The sequence below is a fragment of the Agrobacterium sp. 719_389 genome (genome assembly GCF_900188475.1).
In the GTDB taxonomy this organism is placed as follows: domain Bacteria; phylum Pseudomonadota; class Alphaproteobacteria; order Rhizobiales; family Rhizobiaceae; genus Agrobacterium; species Agrobacterium radiobacter.
In genome coordinates this window covers 58,397-81,725 of sequence record NZ_FYEM01000010.1, presented here as the reverse complement: position 1 = coordinate 81,725, position 23,329 = coordinate 58,397, and the positions used below count along the sequence as shown (strand labels likewise).

22 protein-coding genes are annotated in these 23,329 nt (G+C 60.1%); 15 read left to right on the top strand and 7 right to left on the bottom strand.

Annotated features, from left to right (window positions below):
- Nucleotides 1-79: 79 nt before the first annotated feature.
- The 3 genes from CFB10_RS18505 to CFB10_RS18495 form a co-directional block, all read right to left on the bottom strand.
- On the bottom strand, nucleotides 80-388 hold the full coding sequence (locus CFB10_RS18505) for a hypothetical protein (protein ID WP_020009995.1): 309 nt from the start codon (nucleotides 386-388) through the stop codon (nucleotides 80-82).
- A 48-nt stretch (nucleotides 389-436) separates the two neighbouring features.
- A complete protein-coding gene (locus tag CFB10_RS18500) occupies nucleotides 437-1,666 on the bottom strand; it encodes a hypothetical protein (RefSeq protein ID WP_020009994.1) in 1,230 nt (409 codons plus the stop codon).
- Between the two features lie 83 nt (nucleotides 1,667-1,749).
- A complete protein-coding gene (locus CFB10_RS18495; protein WP_020009993.1) occupies nucleotides 1,750-2,376 on the bottom strand; it encodes a ribonuclease D in 627 nt (208 codons plus the stop codon).
- Between the two features lie 163 nt (nucleotides 2,377-2,539).
- On the opposite strand from CFB10_RS18495, the gene CFB10_RS18490 reads away from it, so the two are divergent.
- The 8 genes from CFB10_RS18490 to CFB10_RS18450 all read left to right on the top strand — a co-directional run bounded on the left by CFB10_RS18490 (nucleotide 2,540) and on the right by CFB10_RS18450 (nucleotide 11,027).
- Nucleotides 2,540-3,154 carry a nucleoside 2-deoxyribosyltransferase gene (locus tag CFB10_RS18490; protein ID WP_020009992.1) on the top strand — a complete coding sequence of 205 codons (615 nt, stop codon included), beginning with the start codon at nucleotides 2,540-2,542 and terminating at the stop codon, nucleotides 3,152-3,154.
- Nucleotides 3,151-3,900 (top strand): SDR family oxidoreductase, encoded by a 750-nt coding sequence (locus CFB10_RS18485; RefSeq protein WP_020009991.1) that lies wholly within the window; start codon nucleotides 3,151-3,153, stop codon nucleotides 3,898-3,900. The genes CFB10_RS18490 and CFB10_RS18485 overlap by 4 nt, the downstream gene beginning before the upstream one ends.
- A gap of 553 nt (nucleotides 3,901-4,453) precedes the next feature.
- The gene (locus tag CFB10_RS18475; protein ID WP_020009990.1) at nucleotides 4,454-5,641 is read left to right on the top strand and encodes a Xaa-Pro peptidase family protein; all 1,188 of its coding nucleotides are present in this window, start codon (nucleotides 4,454-4,456) and stop codon (nucleotides 5,639-5,641) included.
- Between the two features lie 116 nt (nucleotides 5,642-5,757).
- On the top strand, nucleotides 5,758-7,362 hold the full coding sequence (locus tag CFB10_RS18470; RefSeq protein WP_026363564.1) for an ABC transporter substrate-binding protein: 1,605 nt from the start codon (nucleotides 5,758-5,760) through the stop codon (nucleotides 7,360-7,362).
- A gap of 61 nt (nucleotides 7,363-7,423) precedes the next feature.
- Entirely contained in the window at nucleotides 7,424-8,431 is a 1,008-nt protein-coding gene (locus CFB10_RS18465) for an ABC transporter permease subunit (RefSeq protein WP_003508673.1), read from the top strand.
- Entirely contained in the window at nucleotides 8,428-9,342 is a 915-nt protein-coding gene (locus CFB10_RS18460; RefSeq protein ID WP_003508674.1) for an ABC transporter permease subunit, read from the top strand. Before CFB10_RS18465 ends, CFB10_RS18460 begins: the two co-directional genes overlap by 4 nt.
- A 3-nt stretch (nucleotides 9,343-9,345) precedes the next feature.
- The gene (locus CFB10_RS18455) at nucleotides 9,346-10,185 is read left to right on the top strand and encodes an ABC transporter ATP-binding protein (protein WP_020009988.1); all 840 of its coding nucleotides are present in this window, start codon (nucleotides 9,346-9,348) and stop codon (nucleotides 10,183-10,185) included.
- Nucleotides 10,182-11,027, top strand: a complete 846-nt coding sequence (locus CFB10_RS18450; RefSeq protein WP_003508678.1) for an ATP-binding cassette domain-containing protein — start codon at nucleotides 10,182-10,184, stop codon at nucleotides 11,025-11,027. Before CFB10_RS18455 ends, CFB10_RS18450 begins: the two co-directional genes overlap by 4 nt.
- A 51-nt stretch (nucleotides 11,028-11,078) precedes the next feature.
- Here CFB10_RS18450 and CFB10_RS18445 read toward each other — a convergent pair whose 3' ends face one another.
- A complete protein-coding gene (locus CFB10_RS18445; RefSeq protein WP_020009987.1) occupies nucleotides 11,079-12,548 on the bottom strand; it encodes a mannitol dehydrogenase family protein in 1,470 nt (489 codons plus the stop codon).
- 107 nt (nucleotides 12,549-12,655) lie between these two features.
- A complete protein-coding gene (locus CFB10_RS18440; protein WP_026363563.1) occupies nucleotides 12,656-13,330 on the bottom strand; it encodes a GntR family transcriptional regulator in 675 nt (224 codons plus the stop codon).
- A gap of 229 nt (nucleotides 13,331-13,559) precedes the next feature.
- Here CFB10_RS18440 and CFB10_RS18435 point away from each other — a divergent pair, with 229 nt between their 5' ends.
- A complete protein-coding gene (locus tag CFB10_RS18435; protein WP_020009985.1) occupies nucleotides 13,560-14,678 on the top strand; it encodes a mandelate racemase/muconate lactonizing enzyme family protein in 1,119 nt (372 codons plus the stop codon).
- Between the two features lie 50 nt (nucleotides 14,679-14,728).
- Here CFB10_RS18435 and CFB10_RS18430 read toward each other — a convergent pair whose 3' ends face one another.
- Nucleotides 14,729-15,751 carry an LLM class flavin-dependent oxidoreductase gene (locus CFB10_RS18430; protein WP_003522491.1) on the bottom strand — a complete coding sequence of 341 codons (1,023 nt, stop codon included), beginning with the start codon at nucleotides 15,749-15,751 and terminating at the stop codon, nucleotides 14,729-14,731.
- Between the two features lie 136 nt (nucleotides 15,752-15,887).
- Nucleotides 15,888-16,805, bottom strand: a complete 918-nt coding sequence (locus CFB10_RS18425; protein WP_020009984.1) for a LysR family transcriptional regulator — start codon at nucleotides 16,803-16,805, stop codon at nucleotides 15,888-15,890.
- A 232-nt stretch (nucleotides 16,806-17,037) separates the two neighbouring features.
- On the opposite strand from CFB10_RS18425, the gene CFB10_RS18420 reads away from it, so the two are divergent.
- The 6 genes from CFB10_RS18420 to CFB10_RS18395 all read left to right on the top strand — a co-directional run bounded on the left by CFB10_RS18420 (nucleotide 17,038) and on the right by CFB10_RS18395 (nucleotide 23,318).
- Nucleotides 17,038-18,246: an ABC transporter substrate-binding protein gene (locus tag CFB10_RS18420; RefSeq protein WP_020009983.1), complete on the top strand. Its 1,209-nt coding sequence runs from the start codon at nucleotides 17,038-17,040 to the stop codon at nucleotides 18,244-18,246.
- Between the two features lie 13 nt (nucleotides 18,247-18,259).
- Nucleotides 18,260-19,045: an ABC transporter ATP-binding protein gene (locus CFB10_RS18415; protein ID WP_020009982.1), complete on the top strand. Its 786-nt coding sequence runs from the start codon at nucleotides 18,260-18,262 to the stop codon at nucleotides 19,043-19,045.
- A gap of 1 nt (nucleotide 19,046) precedes the next feature.
- Nucleotides 19,047-19,748, top strand: a complete 702-nt coding sequence (locus tag CFB10_RS18410) for an ABC transporter ATP-binding protein (protein WP_020009981.1) — start codon at nucleotides 19,047-19,049, stop codon at nucleotides 19,746-19,748.
- 2 nt (nucleotides 19,749-19,750) lie between these two features.
- Nucleotides 19,751-20,638: a branched-chain amino acid ABC transporter permease gene (locus CFB10_RS18405; RefSeq protein WP_026363562.1), complete on the top strand. Its 888-nt coding sequence runs from the start codon at nucleotides 19,751-19,753 to the stop codon at nucleotides 20,636-20,638.
- A 1-nt stretch (nucleotide 20,639) separates the two neighbouring features.
- Nucleotides 20,640-21,647, top strand: a complete 1,008-nt coding sequence (locus tag CFB10_RS18400; protein WP_026363561.1) for a branched-chain amino acid ABC transporter permease — start codon at nucleotides 20,640-20,642, stop codon at nucleotides 21,645-21,647.
- A gap of 75 nt (nucleotides 21,648-21,722) precedes the next feature.
- The gene (locus tag CFB10_RS18395) at nucleotides 21,723-23,318 is read left to right on the top strand and encodes a GMC family oxidoreductase (protein WP_020009978.1); all 1,596 of its coding nucleotides are present in this window, start codon (nucleotides 21,723-21,725) and stop codon (nucleotides 23,316-23,318) included.
- The last annotated feature ends 11 nt before the right edge of the window (nucleotides 23,319-23,329 follow it).

The window sequence follows — 23,329 nt, the reverse complement described above, 5'->3', positions numbered from 1 at the left end:
CATACAGAATCATCTGGTTCAATCTTGGCTTGCAGGTATTAAGATTTGGCTAACCAAAAAATTGCCTATGCGGGCACAATCAGGGCGAGACACCGATGAACATGCGGTAAAGGCCGTTATCGTCGGAATTTACAGAGGAAATATGGTCGGGGTCGCTGGTTGCGGCTTCAAAAGCCTCCGGCGGCATCGCATCCAGCCAGCTTGCCTTGGGAAGGTTTCGCTGCGGTTGCATTTGAATGGGAACGATGGGCTGGTCCTCTTCGCCGGCGGCGGTGAAGGCTGCGTCATCGGGGGCAAGCGGCGGGGCGGCCATGGACAGCAGCGCCTGCGCCGCATTGGGCTCATTGTCGTAAACGACGCTGCCGGATAGGCCGGAAATATCGGTCATGTCTGAACTCACATCATGTTTCGCTCAAGTGACTTTCGGAAGCGGCAATCATGCCGCCTTTTTCTTCAGCAGTTCATAAAGGCCATTGTCGTCGATCGAGACCGGCAGAATGGCATTGCGGGTGTCGTCGACAAGTGTCTGTGCATCGAGCAGTTTTTCGGCGTCGTCTTCCGCATCGGCCGGATTGGTGGCTGCGTCAGTCTCGGCAGGTTCATCTTCGTTCTTCGCCGGCTCGGCTTCATCCGCAGGCACAGCCGCAAGCACGGAGATCAGGGCGGCTTGCGATGATATGTCGGCTGGCACCTGAGGGTCGGCGCCGTCCGTTTTCTCCTCGCCGGAAGCATCGATATGCTCCTTCACGACGTCCTGGAGTTCCTGAACGTCTTCAAGCTTGCCCTGCGCATCGAGGGCCTGGATATCCTCTTCCCGCTCAGCCTTCACTTCGGCATCGTTGATTTCGCCAATGCGCTCCTTACCGCGTTCGGCCTGCAATTCTTCCTTGGTTTTGGGATCGGCGACATCTTCGAGACGCTGAATGACTTTCAGGGTTTCCCGCGTCATGAAGCGTGTGCCCTGCGCCTGCGTGTCCAGCGCACCTTTCACGGCGCGCGCCTCGTCGCCATAGGGGTTGGCGATGGCGGCGATCATCTGTCTGGCGGAGATGCCGAGTTGCTTGAGGCCGGTGGTCTCTTCCAGTTCACTGACATTTTTTGGCAAAGTCGCGCGCATCGCCATGATGGCTTTCGACATCTCATCGCCGAAATTATCTTCCTTGCCCGTCAGGCCGGCGCCCTTGGCGATGCGGGCGGCGAGGGCGGCCATGGGATCGGTCTTGGTGGTGGCGCCGTTATTCAGCACCTCGATGACCTGTCCCTCCGAAACACCGAAGGATGTCAGGGAAATTTTCGTGGCTTTTCCCTGCGCATCGGTTTTTTCGAAACTGTCCGTCAGCGTCAGCGCATCCTGAAGTCTTTTGGCGAAGGAGAAGCTCGACTCGTCGGCTTCCTGTGTGATGCCGAGGGCGGAAGAAAAGCGGGAAACAAGTGAGGCGAAAGCGTCGGCATCCGGTTTCATGATGCCGAACAGATAGGCGCTTATCTTTTCATTGGCGGTGCGATGGCTTTCGTCCGGCTGCGGGTTGGTCTTTACCGCATCGTCCTTTTGGGCGCCGTTCGCCTTTTCCTGCTCTTCGCGCTGGCGGTCCTCGATGGCTTCCACCATCGAGCGCATGAGGTCGCTGACTGCAATGCCCGCCGTCTGCTGTAGCGGAGTGATCATCTTCAAAGTCCCCGGCCGCCCAAAGTTGCGGCCGAGAATAGGCAATTCTGGTAAATCAGTGCTTAAACGAAGCGGCTGAAGGCTCAGCTATGGGCGAAAATATCCGTTTCTTCCCAGCCGAGGAGATCGAGTTTCGCGCGGGTCGGCAGAAAGGCGAAACAGGCGTCGGCATGGTCGAGGCGGCCGTCGCGGATGAGGCGGGCTGTCAGCTTGTCACGCAGTGCGTGCAGATAGAGCACGTCGGAGGCTGCATATTCGAGCTGGGCGGACGACAGGGGCTGGGCCGCCCAGTCGGAGGATTGCTGCGCCTTGGAGATGTCGACTTCCAGCATTTCCTTCAGATTGTCCTTAAGGCCATGCCGGTCCGTGTAGGTACGGGTCAGCCGTGAGGCGATCTTTGTGCAGAAGACCGGTGTGGTCGTCACGCCGAAGGTATGGAACAGAACGGCGATATCGAAGCGGCCATAGTGAAAAATTTTCTGGTGGGCGGGATCGGCCAGCATGCGGACGAGGTTCGGTGCCTGCGTCTGGCCGGCGGCGATGCGGATGACGTCAGCCGTGCCGTCGCCCGGCGAAAGCTGGACGACGCAGAGACGGTCGCGGCGCGGCACCAGCCCCAGCGTTTCCGTGTCGATGGCGATCGCACCGGTGTAGCGGGCTGCATCTTCGGCAGAAATATCGCCTTCGTGATAGCGGATGGTGGCGGCCATGTCTTGCTCCGGAAATTTCCTGTTTATGGCACCGGCTATAACGGAAAGAGCGTCTGGACGATACCGTTTTATGGGTCGTTTCCGTCCGCCTTCGGCTTGCCTTTGCGAAACAGCCCGGGTTAGGTTCGGAACATCCTTTCCTGACAGATCGCATGAATTCCCGATGACAAAGAAAATCTATCTCGCCGGCCCGGAAGTCTTCCTCCCGAATGCGCGTGAAATGCTCGACCTCAAGGCCTCGCTGGCGCGGGAAGCCGGTTTCATACCGCTTTCGCCGGGCGATCTGCAGATTCCGCCGGCGGACACCCGGATCGGCCACGGCTGCAACATCAATGCCGTCGATGAACAGATGATGCTGGAAGCCGATGCGATCATTGCTAATCTCACGCCGTTCCGCGGCATCGCCGCCGATACGGGAACGAGCTACGAGTTGGGCTTCATGTGCGCGCTTGGCAAGCCGGTTTTCGCCTATACCAATGTCGCGGCCAATCACTTTGCCCGTATCAAGGCGCATTATGGCGGCGTTGCCACCCTGGGTGAAACGGGCCGCTATCGCGGACCTGACGGGCTGTCGATCGAGAATTTCGACATGGTCGACAATCTGATGCTGCATGGCGGGATTTTGCGGCGCGGCGGTATCATCATCGTCGGCGATGCGCCGGAAGACGCTCTGTATACGGATCTGGACGCCTATAGACGCTGCCTCACGGCGGCGGCTGAAAAATTATTGACACCGATTGACCCCGAACGAACTGATATAGTGGAGGCATCATCATGAGCGGAACCATCCTCATCACCGGCGCGACATCCGGTTTCGGACAGGCCACGGCGCAGCGCTTCGTCAAGGAAGGCTGGAAGGTCATCGGCACGGGCCGGCGGGCGGAACGGCTGGAGGCGCTTTCGGCTGAACTCGGTTCCGCCTTTCATGGCGTCGCTTTCGATATCACCGACGAGGAGGCGACAAAAAAGGCGCTGGCCGGCTTGCCTGATGGATTCAGGGACATCGACATTCTCGTCAACAATGCCGGCCTTGCACTCGGCACGGCGCCCGCGCCGCAGGTGCCGTTGAAAGACTGGCAGACCATGGTGGACACCAACATCACCGGTCTCCTGAACGTCACCCACCATCTGCTGCCGACGCTGATCGAGCGCAAGGGTATTGTTATCAACCTTTCGTCTGTTGCTGCGCACTATCCCTATATGGGCGGCAATGTGTATGGCGGCACCAAAGCGTTCCTGCGGCAATTCTCGCTTGGTCTGCGCTCCGACCTGCATGGCAAGGGTGTCAGGGTAACATCCATCGAGCCCGGAATGTGCGAAACGGAGTTCACGCTGGTGCGCACCGGCGGCAATCAGGAAGCCTCGGATAATCTCTACAAGGGCGTCAATCCGATCACGGCGGACGATATTGCCAACACCATCCACTGGGTCGCCTCGCAGCCCAAGCATATCAACATCAACAGCCTCGAACTCATGCCGGTCAACCAGTCCTTTGCCGGTTTCCAGGTCTATCGGGAAAGCTGATTTCTCACGGTTTGGGGGAGTGCTGAAAAACCGGGCAGGAATTCTGGAGCTATGCAGAAATGCAATGCTGCATTGCGAGACTTGCTCTGTTAAAAATCACGGATACCGCTATATTCAAATCATCGAAGCGACGCACTCCTCCTCCCAGTGTCGCTCGATGTGGATCGGTGGTACTCCTCCTCCCAATCACCGATCAAGTTTGAAGCCTGCCGCACCTCCTCCCGCGGCAGGCTTTTTCCTTTTCTGGGCGTCTTTTCCTTTACCGCCTCTCGCCGTCGTCCTTTGGCGTGCCCGCTCCGTGTTGAAGGCTGGCCGCAAACTCCCCCTTGGATTTCCGGGGGATTTTGATTTTTTGCGTCAAGGCAATGAGGGCTTAAATCGGGCGCGTGTCGATCACATTTTCGTTATGTCTAGATGAATTTGCACAGTTTTGTGGTGGCGCGCCCCGCCGGGCCATTGCCTAGCCCCCGCCCTGTGTTTAAGCATGAGCAAAAGAACGCTTGGGAGGTTGCCGGCACGCTTGTGTCTGCGGCCCGAAAGCGGCGGGGAGAGAATGGCAGACTTTCAAGAGGCGCTGAAGCGGTTTCAGCCGATCGCGGTTTCATCGATCGCTGAAGACGAGTTCAGATTGCGGCTACGTGGCCTGCAAGCGCGGATGATCCAGCAAAATGTGAAGGCGGTCTGGCTCGATGCATCATCGTCGCTGACCTATTATACCGGTCTGTCGCTTGGCCTTTCCGAGCGCATCCATGGCGCTCTCGTTCCTGCCGAGGGTGCGCCGGTCTATGTCAGCCCGACCTTCGAGGAGCCTAAGCTTCAGACGCTCATCCGCATTCCGGGTGAGGTCGCCGTCTGGGAAGAGGATGAAAGTCCCTTCGACCTGATGGCAGGACGCATTGGCGCACTTTCCTGTCCCGGTCATTTTGTCGCCATCGATCCCGCAACACCCTTTGTTTTCACATCGGCCCTGATGCAGCGTCTCGAAGGACGGATCATTTCCGCCCAGCCGATGATCGTTGCCCAGCGGCAGGTCAAATCCGCGGCCGAAATCGCTCTCATCCAGACCGCGATGGACGCCAGCTACGGTGTGCAGAAAGCCGTGTTCGAAGGGCTTCGCGCGGGTGTTTCCACCACCGAAGTGGCCGATTTCGTCAACGCCGCCCATATTGCGCTGGGCCTGAAGCCGCTTTTCGTGGCGGTGCAGTTCGGTGAGGCGACGGCCTATCCGCATGGCGTACCCTATGCGCAGACGCTGAACGAGGGTGACATGGTGCTGGTCGATCTCGGCGGCATTCTTCATGGCTATCGTTCCGATATCACCCGCACCTATGTCTTCGGCAAGCCGACGGAACGGCAGCGTTTTCTCTGGAACGCCGAGCGCGATGCCCAGGCTGCGGCCTTTGCGGCTGCGAGCCTCGGTGCTGCCTGCTCGGATGTGGACAAGGCGGCGCGCGACACCCTGATAGCGGCTGGTTTTGGGCCGGACTATCAGGTTCCCGGCCTGCCGCACCGCACCGGTCACGGGCTTGGGCTGGATATTCACGAAGAACCCTATATCGTTGCAGGAAATAGCACGGCGCTTGAGCCGGGCATGTGTTTTTCCATCGAGCCGATGCTGTGCGTTTATGGCGAATGCGGCGTCCGTCTCGAGGATATCGCTTATATGACGGAGGCGGGGCCACGCTGGTTCTGCCCACCGGAGACGAACCTCGACCGGCTGTTTCAGCCGGTCGCCGGGTAATTGGTCGGGAGGCAAAAGACCGAACGGCGACACGGGTCTCCGCGTCGCCGCTGACCAGAAGAGGTAGGCCCCAAGGGGGCCGCAGGAACTCAGAAAAAGAGGGAAAGGACCACCAGATGAAAACGCTGACCCGCAGTTTGCTTATAGCCTCTGCGCTTGCGATGGCTTCCGCCATGCCAGCCATGGCGAAGACCTTCGTTTATTGCTCCGAGGCATCGCCGGAAGGCTTCGATCCGTCGCCCTACACAGCAGGCGGCACCTTCGACGCTTCCGCGCATCCGGTCTACAACCGTCTGACCGAGTTCAAGAAGGGCACGACCGAAGTCGAGCCCGGTCTCGCTGAAAAATGGGATGTTTCGAGCGATGGCCTCGAATACACGTTCCACCTGCGCAAGGGTGTGAAGTTTCACTCCAACGACAAGTTCACGCCGAGCCGCGATTTCAACGCCGATGACGTGATCTTCAGCTACAACCGCCAGGGCGACGCGAAGAACCCGTGGAACCAGTATATCGCAGGCATCACCTACGAATATTACAACTCCATGGAAATGCCGTCGCTGATCAAGGAAATCGTCAAGGTTGACGATTACACCGTCAAGTTCGTGCTGACGCGCCCGGAAGCGCCGTTCCTCGCCAACATCGCCATGCCTTTCGCTTCGATCGTGTCGAAGGAATATGCCGATACGCTTGATAAGGCCGGCACCAAGGAAGACTTCAACAACCTGCCGATCGGCACCGGTCCGTTCAAGTTCGTCGCCTATCAGAAGGACGCGGTCATCCGCTACCAGAAGAACGCCGACTACTGGGGTGACGCGCCGAAGATCGACGATCTGATCTTCGCGATCACGCCTGACGCCGCCGTTCGTCTGCAGAAGCTCAAAGCCGGCGAATGCCACCTGATGCCTTATCCGGCTCCGGCTGATCTGGCCACCATCCGCGCCGACAAGAACCTCAAGCTCGACGAGCAGCCGGGTCTGAACGTTGCCTACTTCGCCTACAACACCACCGTTGCACCTTTCGACAAGCCGGAAGTGCGCAAGGCGCTGAACATGGCGATGAACAAGCAGGCGATCATCGACGCCGTCTTCCAGGGTGCCGGCACTGTTGCCAAGAACCCGATCCCGCCGACAATGTGGTCCTACAACGACAGCATCAAGGACGATCCTTACGATCCGGAAGCAGCCAAGAAGGCTCTCGAGGCCGCTGGCGTCAAGGATCTGACGATGAAGATCTGGGCGATGCCGGTTCAGCGTCCCTACATGCCGAACGCCCGCCGCACCGCCGAGCTGATCCAGTCGGATTTCGCGAAGGTTGGCGTCAAGGCCGAGATCGTCTCCTTCGAGTGGGGTGAATACCTCAAGAAGTCGACTGAAGTGAACCGCGACGGTTCCGTCATCCTCGGCTGGACCGGCGACAACGGTGACCCTGACAACTTCATGGGCGTTCTGCTCTCCTGCGCTGCAACCGGCGAAGGCGGTGCAAACCGTGCCCAGTGGTGCAACAAGGAGTTCTCCGAGCTGCTGTCCAAGGCAAAGCAGACCACTGACGTTGCCGAACGCACCAAGCTTTATGAGCAGGCGCAGGTGATCTTCAAGGAACAGGCTCCGTGGGCGACGCTTGCGCACTCCACGCAGTTCGTTCCGATGTCCGCCAAGGTTTCCGGCTTCACCATGAGCCCGCTTGGTGACTTCACCTTCGAAAACGTCGACATCGCGGAATAATCCCAAACAACGGACGCGCGGAAGGACCCTGTTCTTCCGCGCGTCTTTTCAGGAAAAAACCATGATCCGGTTCATTCTCGGCAAACTCCTTTACCTCGTTCCGACATTTCTCGGGATTACCTTCGTCGCCTTCGCCTTCGTGCGCGTCCTGCCGGGCGATCCCGTGCTGTTGATGGCGGGCGAGCGTGGCATTTCGCCTGAGCGGCATGCGCAGCTTGCCGAACAGCTCGGCTTCAGCCAGCCCGTCTGGCAGCAATATCTTCATTTCCTCGGACGGCTGCTTCAGGGCGATCTCGGCAATTCGCTGGTCACCAAGAAGCCGGTTCTCACCGAGTTCCTGTCGCTCTTCCCCGCGACGGTCGAGCTTGGTCTCGTCGCCATCATCATCGCAACATTGATCGGCGTGCCGGTCGGCGTCATTGCCGCCATCCGTCGTGGTTCCTGGTTCGACCAGATTTCCATGACGACCGCGCTCGTCGGCTTCTCCATGCCGATCTTCTGGTGGGGCCTGCTGCTGATCATCATGTTCTCCGGCATCCTGCAATGGACGCCGGTGTCAGGCCGCATTTCGCTGATGTATTTCTTCCCCTCCGTTACCGGTTTCATGCTGATCGACAGCCTGATTTCGGGGCAGAAGGGCGCCTTCCTGTCGGCCTTTTCGCATCTCATCCTGCCGTCGGTCGTGCTTGCCACCATTCCGCTGGCGGTGATTGCCCGCCAGACGCGCTCGGCCATGCTGGAAGTCATGGGCGAGGACTATGTGCGGACCGCACGCGCCAAGGGCATGTCGCCCGCCCGCGTTGTCGGCGTCCATGCGCTTCGCAACGCCATGATCCCGGTCATCACCACCATCGGCCTCCAGATCGGCGTGCTGATGGCTGGCGCCATCCTGACCGAAACCATCTTTTCCTGGCCGGGCATCGGCAAGTGGATGATCGATTCCATCTCGCGCCGCGACTATCCGGTCGTGCAGAGCGGCCTGCTTCTGATCGCGGGTCTGGTAATGGTCGTCAACCTGCTTGTCGATCTGACCTATGGCCTCATCAATCCGAGGATCCGTCACAAATGACCGATGTGATCACCACCCCCGGCGTCCGCCTTTCGGACGCCGCCATCCGCCGCCGGATGATCGCCGATTTCTGGTTCTACTTCCGTCAGAACCGCGGCGCCGTCATCGGCCTTGCCGTCTTCATTCTCCTCGTCCTCATCGCGGTCTTCGCGCCGCTGATCGCGCCGCATGATCCGACCCAGCAATATCGCGATGCGCTGCTCGTTCCGCCGGTCTGGCAGGAAGGCGGTCGTGCCGGCTTCTTCTTCGGCACCGATGCGGTCGGGCGCGACATGCTGTCCCGCCTGATCTATGGCGCACAATATTCGCTGTTCATCGGCGTCGTTGTCGTCTCCATCGCCCTTGTCGGCGGCATCGTTATCGGTCTCGTCGCCGGCTTTTTCGGCGGCTGGGTCGATACCGTCATCATGCGCGTCATGGACGTCATTCTGGCGTTTCCGTCACTGCTTCTGGCGCTGGTCCTGGTCGCGGTCCTCGGGCCGGGGCTCACCAATGCGATGATTGCCATTGCCATCGTCTACCAGCCGCATTTCGCCCGTCTGACGCGTGCTGCCGTCATGAGCGAACTCCGGCGCGAATATGTCACCGCCGCCCGCGTGGCCGGCGCCGGCAATTTACGGCTGATGTTCAAGACCATCCTGCCGAACTGCCTTGCGCCGCTGATCGTTCAGGCAACGCTCTCCTTCTCGTCTGCGGTTCTCGATGCCGCAGCCCTCGGCTTCCTCGGCATGGGTGCACAGCCGCCCGCTTCCGAATGGGGCACGATGCTGGCGGAAGCGCGTGAATTCATCCTGCGCGCCTGGTGGGTTGTCACCCTTCCGGGCCTGACGATCCTGATCTCGGTGCTCGCCATCAACCTCATGGGTGACGGCCTGCGCGATGCGCTCGATCCCAAACTGAAGCGGAGCTGAGCAATGAGCCTGCTGAAAATCAAGAACCTCACCGTCAAATTCGCCACCGCCACCGGCGCCTTCACGGCCGTCGACGGCATCGATGTCTCCGTCGACAAGCACGAAGTGCTGGCGATCGTCGGCGAATCCGGTTCCGGCAAGTCGGTTTCGATGCTCGCCGTCATGGGGCTTCTGCCCGATACGGCGACGATCACCGCCGATGAGATGACCTTTGACGGCATCAACCTGCTCGCCATGTCGCCGCAGGAGCGCCGCAAGCTGATCGGCCGCGAGATCACCATGATCTTCCAGGAACCGGTCGCCTCGCTCAACCCGTCATTTACGGTCGGTTTCCAGATCGAGGAGGTTCTGCGCCTCAATCTCGGCATGAGCGGCGCTGCCGCGCGCGCCCGGGCTCTGGAACTGTTTCGTGCCGTGGGTATTCCCGAGCCGGAAACCAAGCTCAAGGCTTATCCGCACCAGATGTCGGGTGGCCAGTGCCAGCGCGTGATGATAGCGATTGCGATCGCCTCCAAGCCGCGCCTGCTGATCGCCGACGAGCCGACCACCGCGCTCGACGTGACGATCCAGAAGCAGATCCTCGATCTCCTGATGAATCTGCAGGCGGAATACGGCATGGCGTTGATCCTCATCACCCATGACATGGGCGTCGTGGCGGAAACCGCCGACCGCGTGGTCGTGCAATATAAGGGCCGCAAGATGGAGGAGGCGGATGTCTTAAGCCTGTTTGAGGCACCGCAGCATCCCTATACCAAGGCACTGCTTTCGGCCCTGCCGGAAAATGCCACCGGCGACCGTCTGCCCACGGTTTCCGATTTCTTCGGCAAGGAGGGCGTTCAATGAGTATCGTTGTCGAAGGCAAGGGCATTACCCGCCATTATCACGTTCCCGGCGGCATCTTTGGCGGCGCCAAGACGGTTCAGGCCCTCAAAGGCATCGATTTTGCCGTCGAGCGTGGCAAGACGCTCGCCATCGTCGGTGAGTCCGGTTCGGGCAAGTCGACGCTTGCCCGCATCATCGCGCTGATCGACCCGGCATCCGGCGGTGAACTCAAGATCGAAGGCAAGCCGGTCGATATCGCCAAGCGCCGCCCCGATACGGTAATGCGCTCCAAGGTGCAGATGGTGTTCCAGAACCCCTATGGCAGCCTCAACCCGCGCCAGAAGGTGGGTGATGTGCTGATGGAGCCGCTGCTCATCAACACGAAAATGCCGGCTTCCGAGCGCCGCGAGCGCGCCGAAGCCATGCTGGTGAAGGTTGGCCTCGGTCCTGAGCATTTCAACCGCTATCCGCACATGTTCTCGGGCGGCCAGCGCCAGCGTATCGCCATCGCGCGCGCACTGATGCTGAACCCGGCGCTGCTGGTGCTGGATGAACCGGTCTCCGCGCTCGATCTTTCGGTGCAGGCGCAGGTGCTGAACCTGCTCCGAGATCTGCAGGAAGAATTCGAACTGACCTATGTTTTTGTCAGCCACGATCTTTCCGTGGTGCGCTACATCGCCGATGACGTGCTGGTCATTTCCAAGGGCGAGGCAGTGGAGCAGGGCACGCGCGAGGAACTTTTCGCCAACCCGAAGCACCCCTATACGCGCCAGCTTTTTGCCGCGACACCGATCACGGATGCCGACGCCATCCGCGCCCGCGTGGAGCGCCGCAAGGCGGCACGGCAGGCCGCGACGGCTTAAGCGCGAGACGCCAAAGTTGAGAACAGGCCGGATTTCCGGCCTGTTCGTCTTTCAGGACTTCAAAAATATGCCGACGGCGGCGAGTGCGCCAAGTTCCCTGACGTTGCGATAGGCGGCTTTCAGGTTCGAGACGAAGGTTTCATTGCCGGGCAGATCATCGCCGAACGTGCGTTTGAACGCGAGAAAGCGGTCGACAACGTCGTCCGGCTCCATTGCCAGCTGATCCGGCGCATCCCACTCCCTGAAGGCCGGATCGAGAATCGTGATCGGCTCTCCCTTTTCGTTCCTGTCCGCGCAGGACCTGATCCAGAGGGCCACGGCAAAAATGACAGCGCCGCTTCCGGCGTTTTCCTCCAGCAATTCGCGTAAGGGCGCAAGAATACGCAGCGGCACCTTCTGCGAAGCGTCGGAGGCGATCTGCATGGTCTTGTGCTGCAGAGAGGGATTGGCGAAACGTTCCCGCAGGCCGGCTGCGAATTCCGCGCCATCAACGACAGGGTCCAGCGTCCGGCCGACCTCGCGCCAATAGGCGTCGATGAAATCGCGCACGGTCTTTTCACCCCAGGCATCGGCCACCGTCGCAAGGCCGGCAATCTGGCCGATGGCGGCTATGGCGCTGTGGGAACCGTTCAGCATTCTGAGCTTCATATGCTCATACGGTTCGACATTGCCGACAAATTCCACGCCCGATTTCTCGAGCGCCGGCCTTCCATGTGGAAAGCGGTCTTCGATGACGAAACGGAAATAGGGTTCGGCAACGACCGGCCACGCATCACGCAGGCCGAGCGCGGCCGAAATCGCATCCCGGTCCTCATCCGTGGTGGCGGGAACGATCCGGTCCACCATCGAGCAGGGGCAGGCAATATTGGCTTTGATGAAGGAGGCCAGCTCCGGATCGGCCAGTTCCGCAAATTCCAGCAGCAGCTTTTGCAGCACATGGCCGTTGGCGGGCAGGTTGTCGCAGGACAGCAGCGTCAGCGGCCGAGAACCCTCTTTGCGCCTGCGCCGCGTCGCCGCCAGAATGAAGCCGAAAATGGAACGCGGCCTGTCCGGGTTTTCGAGATCATGGACGATATCAGGGTGTTCGCGCAGCAGGCTGCGGGAGGCGAGATTGGTCAGGTAACCCTTCTCCGTCACGGTCAGGGTGAGGATGAGAACGCGCGGATCGGCCATCCGCTCCACCAGCCGTTCGGGCTCTTCCGGGGCGACGATGGTTTCCAGAATGGAGCCGATGATGCGCAGGCGCTCGCTTTGGCCGTCTCGCAGGCAAAAGGTGTAGAGATTGTCCTGCGGTTCGATGGCGTCGCGTGTGTCCGGACTGCGCAGCGATGCGGCGACGATGCCCCATTGTGTCTCACCGCGGTTGAGGCAATCATCGATGAAAACCGCCTGATGCGCCCGGTGAAAGGCGCCGACGCCGAGATGCACGATGCCGGGCGTGATCTTCTCACGCTCATAGGCGGGTGTTGCAACTGTTTGCTGTAGGTGGGGCAGGGTTGCAGTGGAAAGCCGGTTTGTCATCGACGCGAAATCCCCGTGCGAAACGAGGTGGCCGCGGCTCGCGCCGATGGAATTGCGACGCTTGGGTTTTCGCGCATGTCAGTTCCTCCCCTTGTCCTTTGAATGGATCAGGCGCCGGCCTCTTTGAGCAGCCGGACCTGGCGCAGCGTGTTCTGCCGGCTGCGCTCGAGATGCCGCCACAGGGCATCGATGATCTGGGCCTTGCCGCCGGCGGCAATGGCGTCGGCGATATTCTGGTGCTCTTCGACCGAGCGGGCGTAATCGCCGAGGATCGAGACGAAAACCGTGTGAGTCTGGTCGAGAATGCGCTCATGCGAGCCGGAAATGACGGGAATGCGCGCCGCCGAAACAAGAGTTGTATGGAAGCTGCGATCGTAAAAAAGCGCTTTCGACAATTCGTCCAGCGTCGAGCCCTTGGCGAATTCGCGATGTTTCACCAGGCTTTCCAGAAGTTTCGCATGCAGCGCTCCATCCAGCTGCCCGGCATCGAAAGCCACTTCCACTGCGCCTTTTTCGAGCAGCATTCTGGCGGCGTAAAGTTCTTCCACATCCTCCACCGTGAAATCGCGCACCACCATGCCGCGCCGGGAGGAATTGATCACCAGCCCGTCAGCCTCGAGTTTCAGGCAGGCTTCCTTCACCGGCGTGGGGCTGATGCCGAGATCGGCGGCAAGCTCATTGGGCAGCAAGCGTTCGCCGCCGCGTAATCTGCCGCTGACGATGCGTGCCCGCAGTTCCTGATGCGCCTGTTCGGCGAGCGTGACTTTGACCAGCGTGTTCATGGCGGCATCATCGCGCAGCTTCGCGGGAGTGGCAATGGCCAAATATTAAAAATAAAAAATTTTTTATTTTACAAAAGCCGTTTTTGCTTTAGCTCTATCCGTTATTGGAAGCGGGCTGCTGGAGGAGGGTGGCCTGCAAATTCCCGAAAGCCATCGCGCGATCTGAAGTCGCGGGGCGGTGGCGTCTGTTCCTCCCCGGAAGCAATCAAGCATCGAGGAATGACCGATCATGAAAATTACCACCGTCGAACCCTTTATCCTGCACCTGCCGCTGACGTCGGAGTCCATTTCCGATTCCACCCACAGCATCACCCATTGGGGCGTCGTCGGCGCAAAAATCACCACGAGTGACGGCCTTGAGGGTTATGGGTTCACCGGCACCCATGCGCATCTGCCGTCCGACAGGCTGATCACATCCTGCATCAGCGATTGTTATGCGCCCTTGCTGGTGGGGGAGGATGCGTCGGACCATTCACGGCTGTGGACAAAACTGGCCCGTTACCCCTCTTTGCAATGGGTCGGCCGCGCCGGCATCACGCATCTGGCGCTGGCCGCAATCGATGTGGCGCTCTGGGACCTGAAGGCAAAAAAGGCGGGCGTTCCGCTCTGGCAATATCTCGGCGGCGCTCGCACGGCGGCGGTGGAAGCTTACAATACCGATATAGGCTGGCTTTCCTTCACGCTGGAGGACTTGCTCTCGGGCAGCACGAGGGCGGTGGAGGAAGACGGCTTCACCCGCCTTAAGATCAAGGTCGGGCATGACGATCCGACTATCGATATCACCCGCCTTGCCGCCGTCCGCAAGCGTGTCGGTTCGTCCATCCGCATCGCCATTGATGGTAACGGTAAATGGGATTTGCCGACCTGCCAGCGCTTCTGCGCGGCGGCGAAGGATCTGGATATCTACTGGTTCGAGGAGCCGCTGTGGTATGACGATGTGACGAGCCATGCGCGGCTGGCGCGCAATACGTCGATTCCGATTGCGCTCGGGGAGCAGCTTTACACGGTGGATGCGTTCCGCTCATTCATCGATGCGGGCGCGGTGGCCTATGTCCAGCCGGATGTGACCCGGCTTGGCGGCATAACCGAATATATCCAGGTCGCCGATCTCGCGCTCGCCCATCGACTGCCGGTGGTGCCGCATGCCGGTGAAATGAGCCAGGTGCATGTGCATCTGAGCTATTGGCACCCGGCATCGACCATTCTCGAATATATTCCGTGGATCAAGGATCATTTCGAAGAACCGATCCATGTCCGTGACGGCGTTTACAAACGTCCGGAACACCCCGGCGCCAGTACGACGCCTCTGGCTGAAAGCTTTACCCGTTATGGCAAGGCGGTGAAATGAAAAAGGCGGCGCAGAGAATGCGCCGCCTTTGCTCAATTTAGAAACCGCCGTTAGCGCCAGCCGAGCGCTGGCGCTACCTGCTTGAGGATCGTCTCGATCACATGGGCGTTGTAATCGACGCCCAGCTGGTTCGGTACGGTCAGGAGCAGCGTGTCGGCCTCGGCGATGGCTTCGTCGGCCTTCAGCTGTTCGATCAGTTTTTCCGGCTCGGCGGCATAGCTGCGCCCGAATATCGCGCGTGTCTTGTCGTCGATATAACCGATCTTGTCATCGCCTTCGTTGCCGTAACCGAAATAGGACCGGTCGCGATCGTTGACGAGAGCGAAGATGCTGCGGCTGACCGATACACGCGGCTCACGGGTGTGGCCTGCTTCCTTCCAGGCTTCCCGGAAGGTGCGGATCTGCTGCGCCTGCTGAACATGGAAAGGCTCGCCCGTTTCGTCCGTCTTCAGGGTGGAGCTTTGCAGGTTCATGCCGAGCTTTGCCGCCCACACCGCCGTTGCATTGGAACTCGAACCCCACCAGATGCGCTCGCGCAGCCCTTCGGAATGCGGTTCCAGCCGCAGCAAGCCGGGCGGGTTGGGGAACATCGGACGCGGGTTCGGCTCGGCGAAACCTTCGCCCTTCAGAAGTTCGAGGAAGACTTCGGTGTGCTGACGCGCCATGTCTTCTTCGCTCTGGCCTTCGGCCGGGCGGTAACCGAAATAACGCCAGCCATCGATCACCTGTTCCGGCGAGCCGCGGCTGATGCCGAGCTGCAGGCGTCCGCCGGCGATGAGGTCGGCCGAACCGGCATCCTCAGCCATGTAGAACGGGTTTTCATAACGCATGTCGATGACGCCGGTGCCGATCTCGATCTTTTTCGTGCGGGCGCCGACGGCGGCCAGAAGCGGGAAGGGCGAGGCAAGCTGGCGGGCGAAATGATGCACGCGGAAATAGGCGCCGTCGGCTCCCAGCTCTTCCGCCGCGACGGCGAGGTCTATCGATTGCAGCAGCGTGTCCGCAGCCGAGCGGGTCTGCGACTGGGGCGAGGGCGTCCAGTGGCCGAAGGAGAGGAATCCGATCTTTTTCATGATGACCTTCCAGATGTCGGAGGATGCCGGTCTTCACAAACCGGCTTCGTTGTTGTCAGTCATATAGGCAGGGACGCACATCCTCCAACCGGCCACCCGTAAACACGGTGTCGCCGAAATGTGAACGATGACCGCGTCAGGCGATTGTTCTGCGATCCAGTACGAAGAGATTTTCATGTGCGCGCGCCGTCGTGAGGATGAAATCCATCAGGGAGCGCACCCGCGGCACATTGGCGAGATCGTGGTGGCTGGTCAGCCAGTAGCCGCGCCGCAGTTCCACCTCACCGGCAAGCACCATCTGCAGATCCGGGAAACGTGCGGCGATGAAGTTCGGCAGGATACACAGGCCCCTGCCGCTCAGCGTGGCCGTCAGCTGCGCGAAAATGCTCGATGACTGAAACCCCGGACGCAAACCGGGCAGCACGTCGCGCATATAATCGAGGCCCGGCGAGAAGATCAGGTCCTGTACGTAACCGATGAAGAAATGATCGAGCAGGTCCTCCCGCTTGGTGATTTTTGGCCGCCCGGCGAGATAGGAGCGCGACGCATAGATGTGCAGCGTGTAATCGATGATCTGTTCGTTGATGTAGGGACCGGCTTTCGGCGGATCGAGCGTGACGGCCACATCCGCCTCCTTCCTGGACAACGCCATGATCTGCTGGATCGTCACCATCTCTATCATGATGTGAGGATGGGTGATGGCGAAGTCTTTCAGCCTTTCCACGAAGAAAAAATTGGAAAAACCCTCGGGCGCACTAAGCCGCACCACGCCGCGCAGCAGGCTGCCGCTTTCAGAAATATCCGATTGCAGCCTTTCCGCTTCCGCCTCGATGCGCTCGACGGTATCGACCAGCCGCCGCCCGACCGTGGTTAGCTCGTAACCACGCGGGTTTCTCTCGAACAGCTTGGTTTTAAGCGAGAATTCCAGCCGGTCGATGTGGCGGGAGACGGTGGCGTGGCTGGTGCGCAGGCTTCTCGCCGCCGAGGAGAGCTGTCCGGTGCGGGCCACGGCCAGAAAATATTGCAGGTCGTCCCAGGTGAAAGGGGTGGCCATATTTGTCTCCCAGCAAGAGTTCTGTTCAAAAATGAACAGTTCCTGTTCGCAATTTGATGATGCCCAGCTCTTGTGTCAACGGCCGAATTCGAGAAGTCTAGGCTCAGGATGCATCGCTTTGAGGAGGGCGGTGTGACCATTCAGGTGCAATGGCATGGAAGCCCCGACGCGGTTTCGTTCACCATTGCACAGACCCATCTGAGGCTCGCAATCATCTCTGGGAGGAGAAGTCATGCGCAAGAGTATCCTTTTATCCACGGCCATGGCACTGGCCGCGGGCACCGCCGCTTATGCCGCCGAGATTTCGGACGGCAAGGTCAAGATCGGCATCCTGAACGACCAGTCGGGCGTCTACGCCAATTTCGGCGGCAAATACTCTTATGAAGCCGCGAAGATGGCGGTTGAGGATTTTGGCGGCAAGGTGCTCGATGCGCCGGTGGAAGTGGTGACCGCCGACCACCAGAACAAGGCGGATGTCGCCTCCAATATCGCCCGCCAATGGTACGATACCGAACAGGTCGATTCGATCATGGAACTGACCTCGTCGTCGGTGGGTCTGGCCGTGCAGGCGCTCTCCAAGGACAAGAAGAAGATCACCATCAACACCGGCGCGGCAACGACCGAGCTGACCGGCAAGCAGTGCAGCCCCTATGGTTTCCACTGGGCCTATGACACCTATTCGCTGGCGGTCGGCACCGGCGGCGCGCTGGTGAAACAGGGCGGCGACAGCTGGTTCTTCCTGACCGCCGACTATGCCTTCGGTTATTCGCTGGAAGAAAATACCGCGAATTTCGTCAAGGCCAATGGCGGCAAGGTGCTGGGCTCCGTGCGCCATCCGCTTGCCACGACGGATTATTCCTCCTTCCTGCTGCAGGCGCAGTCCTCGGGCGCGAAGGTCATCGGTCTTGCCAATGCCGGTCTCGATACCTCCAACGCCATCAAGCAGGCGGCCGAATTCGGCATCGTCGCCGGCGGCCAGCGGCTTGCGGCCCTTCTCTTCACGCTTGCCGAAGTCCACGGTCTCGGTCTTGAAGCGGCTCAGGGCCTGACGCTGACGGAAGGGTTCTATTGGGACCGCGATGATGAATCGCGCAAGTTCGGCGAACGCTTCAAGGAGCGCACCGGCGCCATGCCGAACATGGTGCATGCCGGCACCTATTCCGCCGTGCTGCATTATCTGAAGGCCATCGAAAAGGCCGGCACCGACGATGCCGATGCCGTCGCCAAGGCCATGAAGGAAATGCCCGTCAACGACGTCTTCTCGAAGGATGGCCATGTGGCCGCCAATGGCCGCATGATCCACGACATGTATCTCATGGAAGTGAAGAAGCCGGACGAGAGCAAGCAGCCGTGGGATTATTACAAGGTGCTTGCCACCATTCCCGGCAAGGAAGCCTTCATGGACCCCGCAAAAAGCGGTTGCCCGCTGGTGACGCAATAAAGGGGAAAGTTTCATGACGATCGCTCCCGCCCCTGCCGGGCAGGCCGAACCTCGCGTCGTTCTTTCGGCGCGTGGTCTCACCAAGACCTTCGGTGCATTCGCAGCTGTGAAAAACGTCGATCTCGACGTGCATCATGCCCGCGTGCATGCGCTGATCGGTCCGAACGGCGCGGGCAAGACTACGGTCTTCAACCTGTTGACCAAGTTTCTCCAGCCGACGGGCGGGGCGATCACCTTCATGGGAACGGACATAACAAGGACGCCGCCGGACAAGGTGGCGCGTCTCGGCCTCGTCAGGTCGTTTCAGATATCGGCGGTGTTTCCGCACCTGACGGTTCTGGAAAACGTGCGGGTGGCGTTGCAAAGGCCCAACAGCCTTTCAACGCAATTCTGGTTACCCCTGTCATCGCTCGACAGGCTCAATGCGCGCGCCGAGGAGCTGATCGCAACGGTTGGCCTGACGCGGGAAAAACATGCGCTTGCGGCCGATCTTTCTTACGGCCGCAAGCGGGTTCTCGAAATCGCCACCACGCTGGCGCTCGATCCGAAGGTGCTGCTGCTTGATGAGCCGATGGCCGGCATGGGCGGGGAAGATGTCTCGCATGTGGCCGAACTCATCCGCGAGGTGGCCAAAACCCGCGCGGTGCTGATGGTCGAACACAATCTCAAGGTCGTGGCCGATATCTGCCACCAGGTCACGGTGCTGCAGCGGGGTGAAATTCTGGCGGAAGGCGATTATGCCGCCGTTTCCGCCGATCCGCGCGTGCGCACGGCTTACATGGGCACGGAGGAGGCTTGATATGGCGGCAATGCTCGAAGTCTCCAACCTGAAATCCTGGTACGGCGAAAGCCAGGCGCTACACGGCGTCGACCTGACGGTCGGCGAAGGTGAAACCATCACCATTCTCGGCCGCAACGGTGTCGGCAAGACCACGACGCTGCGCACCATCATGGGCATCATCCGCAACCGCAAGGGCGTCATCAAGCTCGGCGGCAAGGATCTGATGCCGGTGCCGCTGCATCGCACGGCGAAATACGGCCTCGGTTTTGTGCCGGAAGAGCGCGGCATCTTCGCGACGCTGAGCGTCGAGGAAAATCTGAAACTGCCGCCCGTCGTCGCATCCGGCGGCATGACGCTCGATGAAATCTACGAGCTGTTTCCCAATCTTTACGAACGGCGCACCAGCCCCGGCACCAAGCTTTCGGGCGGCGAGCAGCAGATGCTGGCCATGGCGCGCATCCTGCGCACCGGGGTAAAGGTGCTGCTTCTTGACGAACCGACCGAAGGGCTTGCCCCCGTCATCGTGCAGCGCATCGGCGAGGTGCTGCAGAAATTGAAGAGCCGCGGCATGACCGTGGTTCTGGTCGAACAGAATTTCCGTTTTGCGAGCCGCATCGCTGACCGTTTCTACCTGATGGATCACGGTCAGATGGTCAGCAATTTTCCGGTCGGCGAGCTTTCCGGCCGCATGGGCGAGCTCAACAAGGTGCTGGGGGTTTAACCATGACAATGATCTTCGGCGTTCCAATTCAGGCACTGCTCGGGCAATTGCTGGTGGGCCTCATCAACGGGTCCTTTTATGCGCTGCTGTCGCTCGGTCTTGCCGTCATTTTCGGCCTGCTGCGCGTCATCAATTTTGCCCATGGCGCGCAATATATGCTCGGCGCTTTTGTCGCCTTTCTCGGCCTTCAGTATTTCGGCATCACTTTCTGGGTGGCGCTCATCGTCACGCCGCTTGTCGTCGCGCTTTTCGGCGCGATCATCGAACGCTTTCTGCTGTCGCGGCTTTATGATCTCGATCCGCTTTACGGGCTGCTTTTCACCTTCGGCCTGGCGCTGGTGGTGGAAGGCACGTTCCGCTGGCTTTATGGCGCGGCGGGCCAGCCCTATTCTGTACCGCGCGAGCTTGCCGGCGGCACCAATCTCGGCTTCATGTTCCTGCCGAATTACCGCGCTTTCGTCGTCGTCATTTCTCTCATCGTCTGCATTGCCACCTGGGCTTTGATCGAAAAGACGCGTCTCGGCTCCTATCTGCGCGCTGCCACCGAAAACCCGACATTGGTGCAGGCTTTCGGCATCAATGTGCCTGTTCTCCTGACGCTGACCTACGCGCTGGGTGCGGGCCTTGCCGGGTTCACCGGGGTTCTCGCCGCGCCCATCTATCAGGTCTCGCCGTTGATGGGCACGAACCTCATCATCGTCGTCTTCGCGGTGGTCGTGGTCGGCGGCATGGGGTCGATCATGGGCGCCATCGTCACGGGTTACATGCTGGGCGTTGCAGAGGGTCTCACCAAGGTGTTCTACCCGGAAGCCTCAAACATAGTCATCTTCGTCATCATGGCCTTTGTGCTGCTCATCCGCCCCGCCGGACTTTTCGGAAAGGACGCCTGATATGTCCAAAGCCACCCATAGCCCCACTGCGGGCACGATGCCGCAGACGGAAGTTTCGGCGACCGCCGGAACAATCAAGACCGTGCTTATTCTGGCGGGGCTCGCCGTCCTCATCGCCGCGCCGATGTTCGTTTATCCGATCTTTCTGATGAAGCTCCTGTGCTTTGCGCTGTTTGCCTGCGCCTTCAACCTGCTTATCGGTTATACGGGGCTGCTGTCCTTCGGCCACGCTGCGTTTTTCGGCGGTGCAGCCTATTTCACCGCCTATTCGGTGAAGGAATGGGGCGTGACGCCGGAGATCGGCCTTGTCATCGGCATGGCGGGGGCGGCCCTTCTCGGCCTCGTCATCGGCTTCTTCGCCATCCGCCGCCAGGGCATCTACTTCGCCATGATCACGCTGGCGCTGTCGCAGATGTTTTATTTCTTCTGCCTTCAGGCGCCCTTCACCCATGGTGAGGATGGTTTGCAGGGTGTGCCGCGCGGCCATCTCTTCGGCCTTCTCGATCTCAATGCGCCGCTCAACATCTATTATACGGTGCTGGCCGCCTTTGTGCTCGCGCTTCTTGTCATCTGGCGTTTCGTCAACTCGCCCTTCGGCATGATCCTGAAATCCATCCGCGAAAACGAACAGCGCGCCATTTCGCTGGGCTACAGCGTGCAGCGCTACAAGCTCGGTGCTTTCGTCATGTCGGCGACGCTGGCGGGGCTTGCGGGCGGCCTGAAGGCGCTGGTCTTCCAGTTTGCGACGCTGACGGATGTGACCTGGCAGATGTCCGGTGAAGTGATCCTGATGACGCTGCTCGGCGGCATCGGCACCATGATTGGCCCGATCTTCGGTGCGGGTCTCGTTGTCACGCTACAGAATTATCTCGCGACATCGGATTTCCCGGTCACCATCATCACCGGCCTCGTGTTCATGGCCTGCGTTTTGGTGTTCCGGCGCGGTCTGATCGGCGAATTTTACGCGTCGCGGTTCGGGAGAAAACTCGGCTTTCAGCACCGCAGCTAGACATTTTTGAAAACACTGGAAAAGGCCTCCTCCGCGTCCGGGACGGTGCGGCTAGGGCGGCGTATGGAGAAGAGCATGGGCGAATATGACTATATCGTCATCGGAGCGGGGAGTGCAGGATGCGTTCTCGCCAACCGCCTTTCGAAAGATCCGAACAACCGCGTGCTGCTTCTCGAAGCGGGCGGCAACGACAATTACCACTGGATCCACATTCCGGTCGGTTATCTCTATTGCATCAACAATCCGCGCACCGACTGGTGTTTCAAGACGGCGGAAGAGCCGGGGCTCAACGGCCGCTCGCTGATCTATCCGCGCGGCAAGGTGCTTGGCGGCTGCTCCTCCATCAACGGCATGATCTATATGCGCGGCCAGGCGCGCGATTACGATATGTGGCGGCAGCTCGGCTGCGAGGGCTGGGGGTGGAACGATATCCTGCCCTATTTCCTGAAGTCGGAAGACTTTTATCGCGGCAAGAACGAGATGCATTCCGCCGGCGGCGAATGGCGCGTGGAAAAAGCCCGCGTGCGCTGGGATGTACTGGACGCTTTCCAGAAGGCGGCGGGCGAAGCCGGCATTCCCGCGACCGATGATTTCAACCGGGGCGACAATGAAGGCGCCGGTTATTTCGACGTCAACCAGCGGGCCGGCTGGCGCTGGAACACGGCGAAAGCCTTCCTGAAACCGGCGCTTGGCCGCAAGAACCTGACGGTTCTGACCAAGGCCCATGTCAAGCGCCTCATCATCGAGGAAGGCCGCGTTACGGGTGTCGAATTCCATCATGACGGCGTCTTGAAAAAGATGCGGGCGCGGCGCGAGACGGTGCTGTCTGCCGGTGCCATCGGCTCGCCGCATATTCTGGAGCTTTCCGGCGTCGGCCGTGGCGATGTGCTGCAGGCGGCCGGTATCGACACAATAGCGGAGGTTCAGGGCGTGGGCGAGAACCTGCAGGACCATCTGCAGCTGCGCATGGTCTATAAGGTCTCCGGCGTCCTGACGCTGAATGAAAGGGCCTCCACCCTGTTCGGCAAGGCGAGGATCGGTCTCGAATATGCGCTGACGCGCTCCGGGCCGATGTCGATGGCGCCGAGCCAGCTCGGTGTCTTCACCCGTTCTTCACCCGAGAAGGAAACCGCCGATCTGGAATATCACGTCCAGCCGGTTTCGCTCGACAAGTTCGGCGATCCGGTTCACACTTTTCCGGCCATTACCGCAAGCGTCTGCAATTTGCGGCCGGAAAGCCGCGGCTCAGTGCATGTGAAAGGACCGGATTTCGCCATGCAGCCTGAAATCCGCCCGAACTATCTTTCCACCGAAGGCGACCGCCAGGTGGCCATCGACGCCATGCGGCTGACGCGCCGCATCGTCGCCCAGCCGGCCTTCGCGCGCTTCAAGCCGCAGGAATACAAGCCGGGTCCCTCCTTCGAAAACGACAATGATCTTGCAAAGGCGGCGGGCGATATCGGCACTACCATCTTCCACCCCGTCGGCACGCTGCGCATGGGGTCGGATATGGAAAGCGTGGTCGATGCGCGGCTGAAATTCCGCCGGCTCGCCGGGCTGCGTGTCGCCGACGCATCGGTGATGCCGCGCATCACATCCGGAAATACCAATTCCCCGACGATCATGATTGCCGAAAAGGCCGCCGACATGATCCTTGCGGATAATCGCTGAAAGGAGCGCTC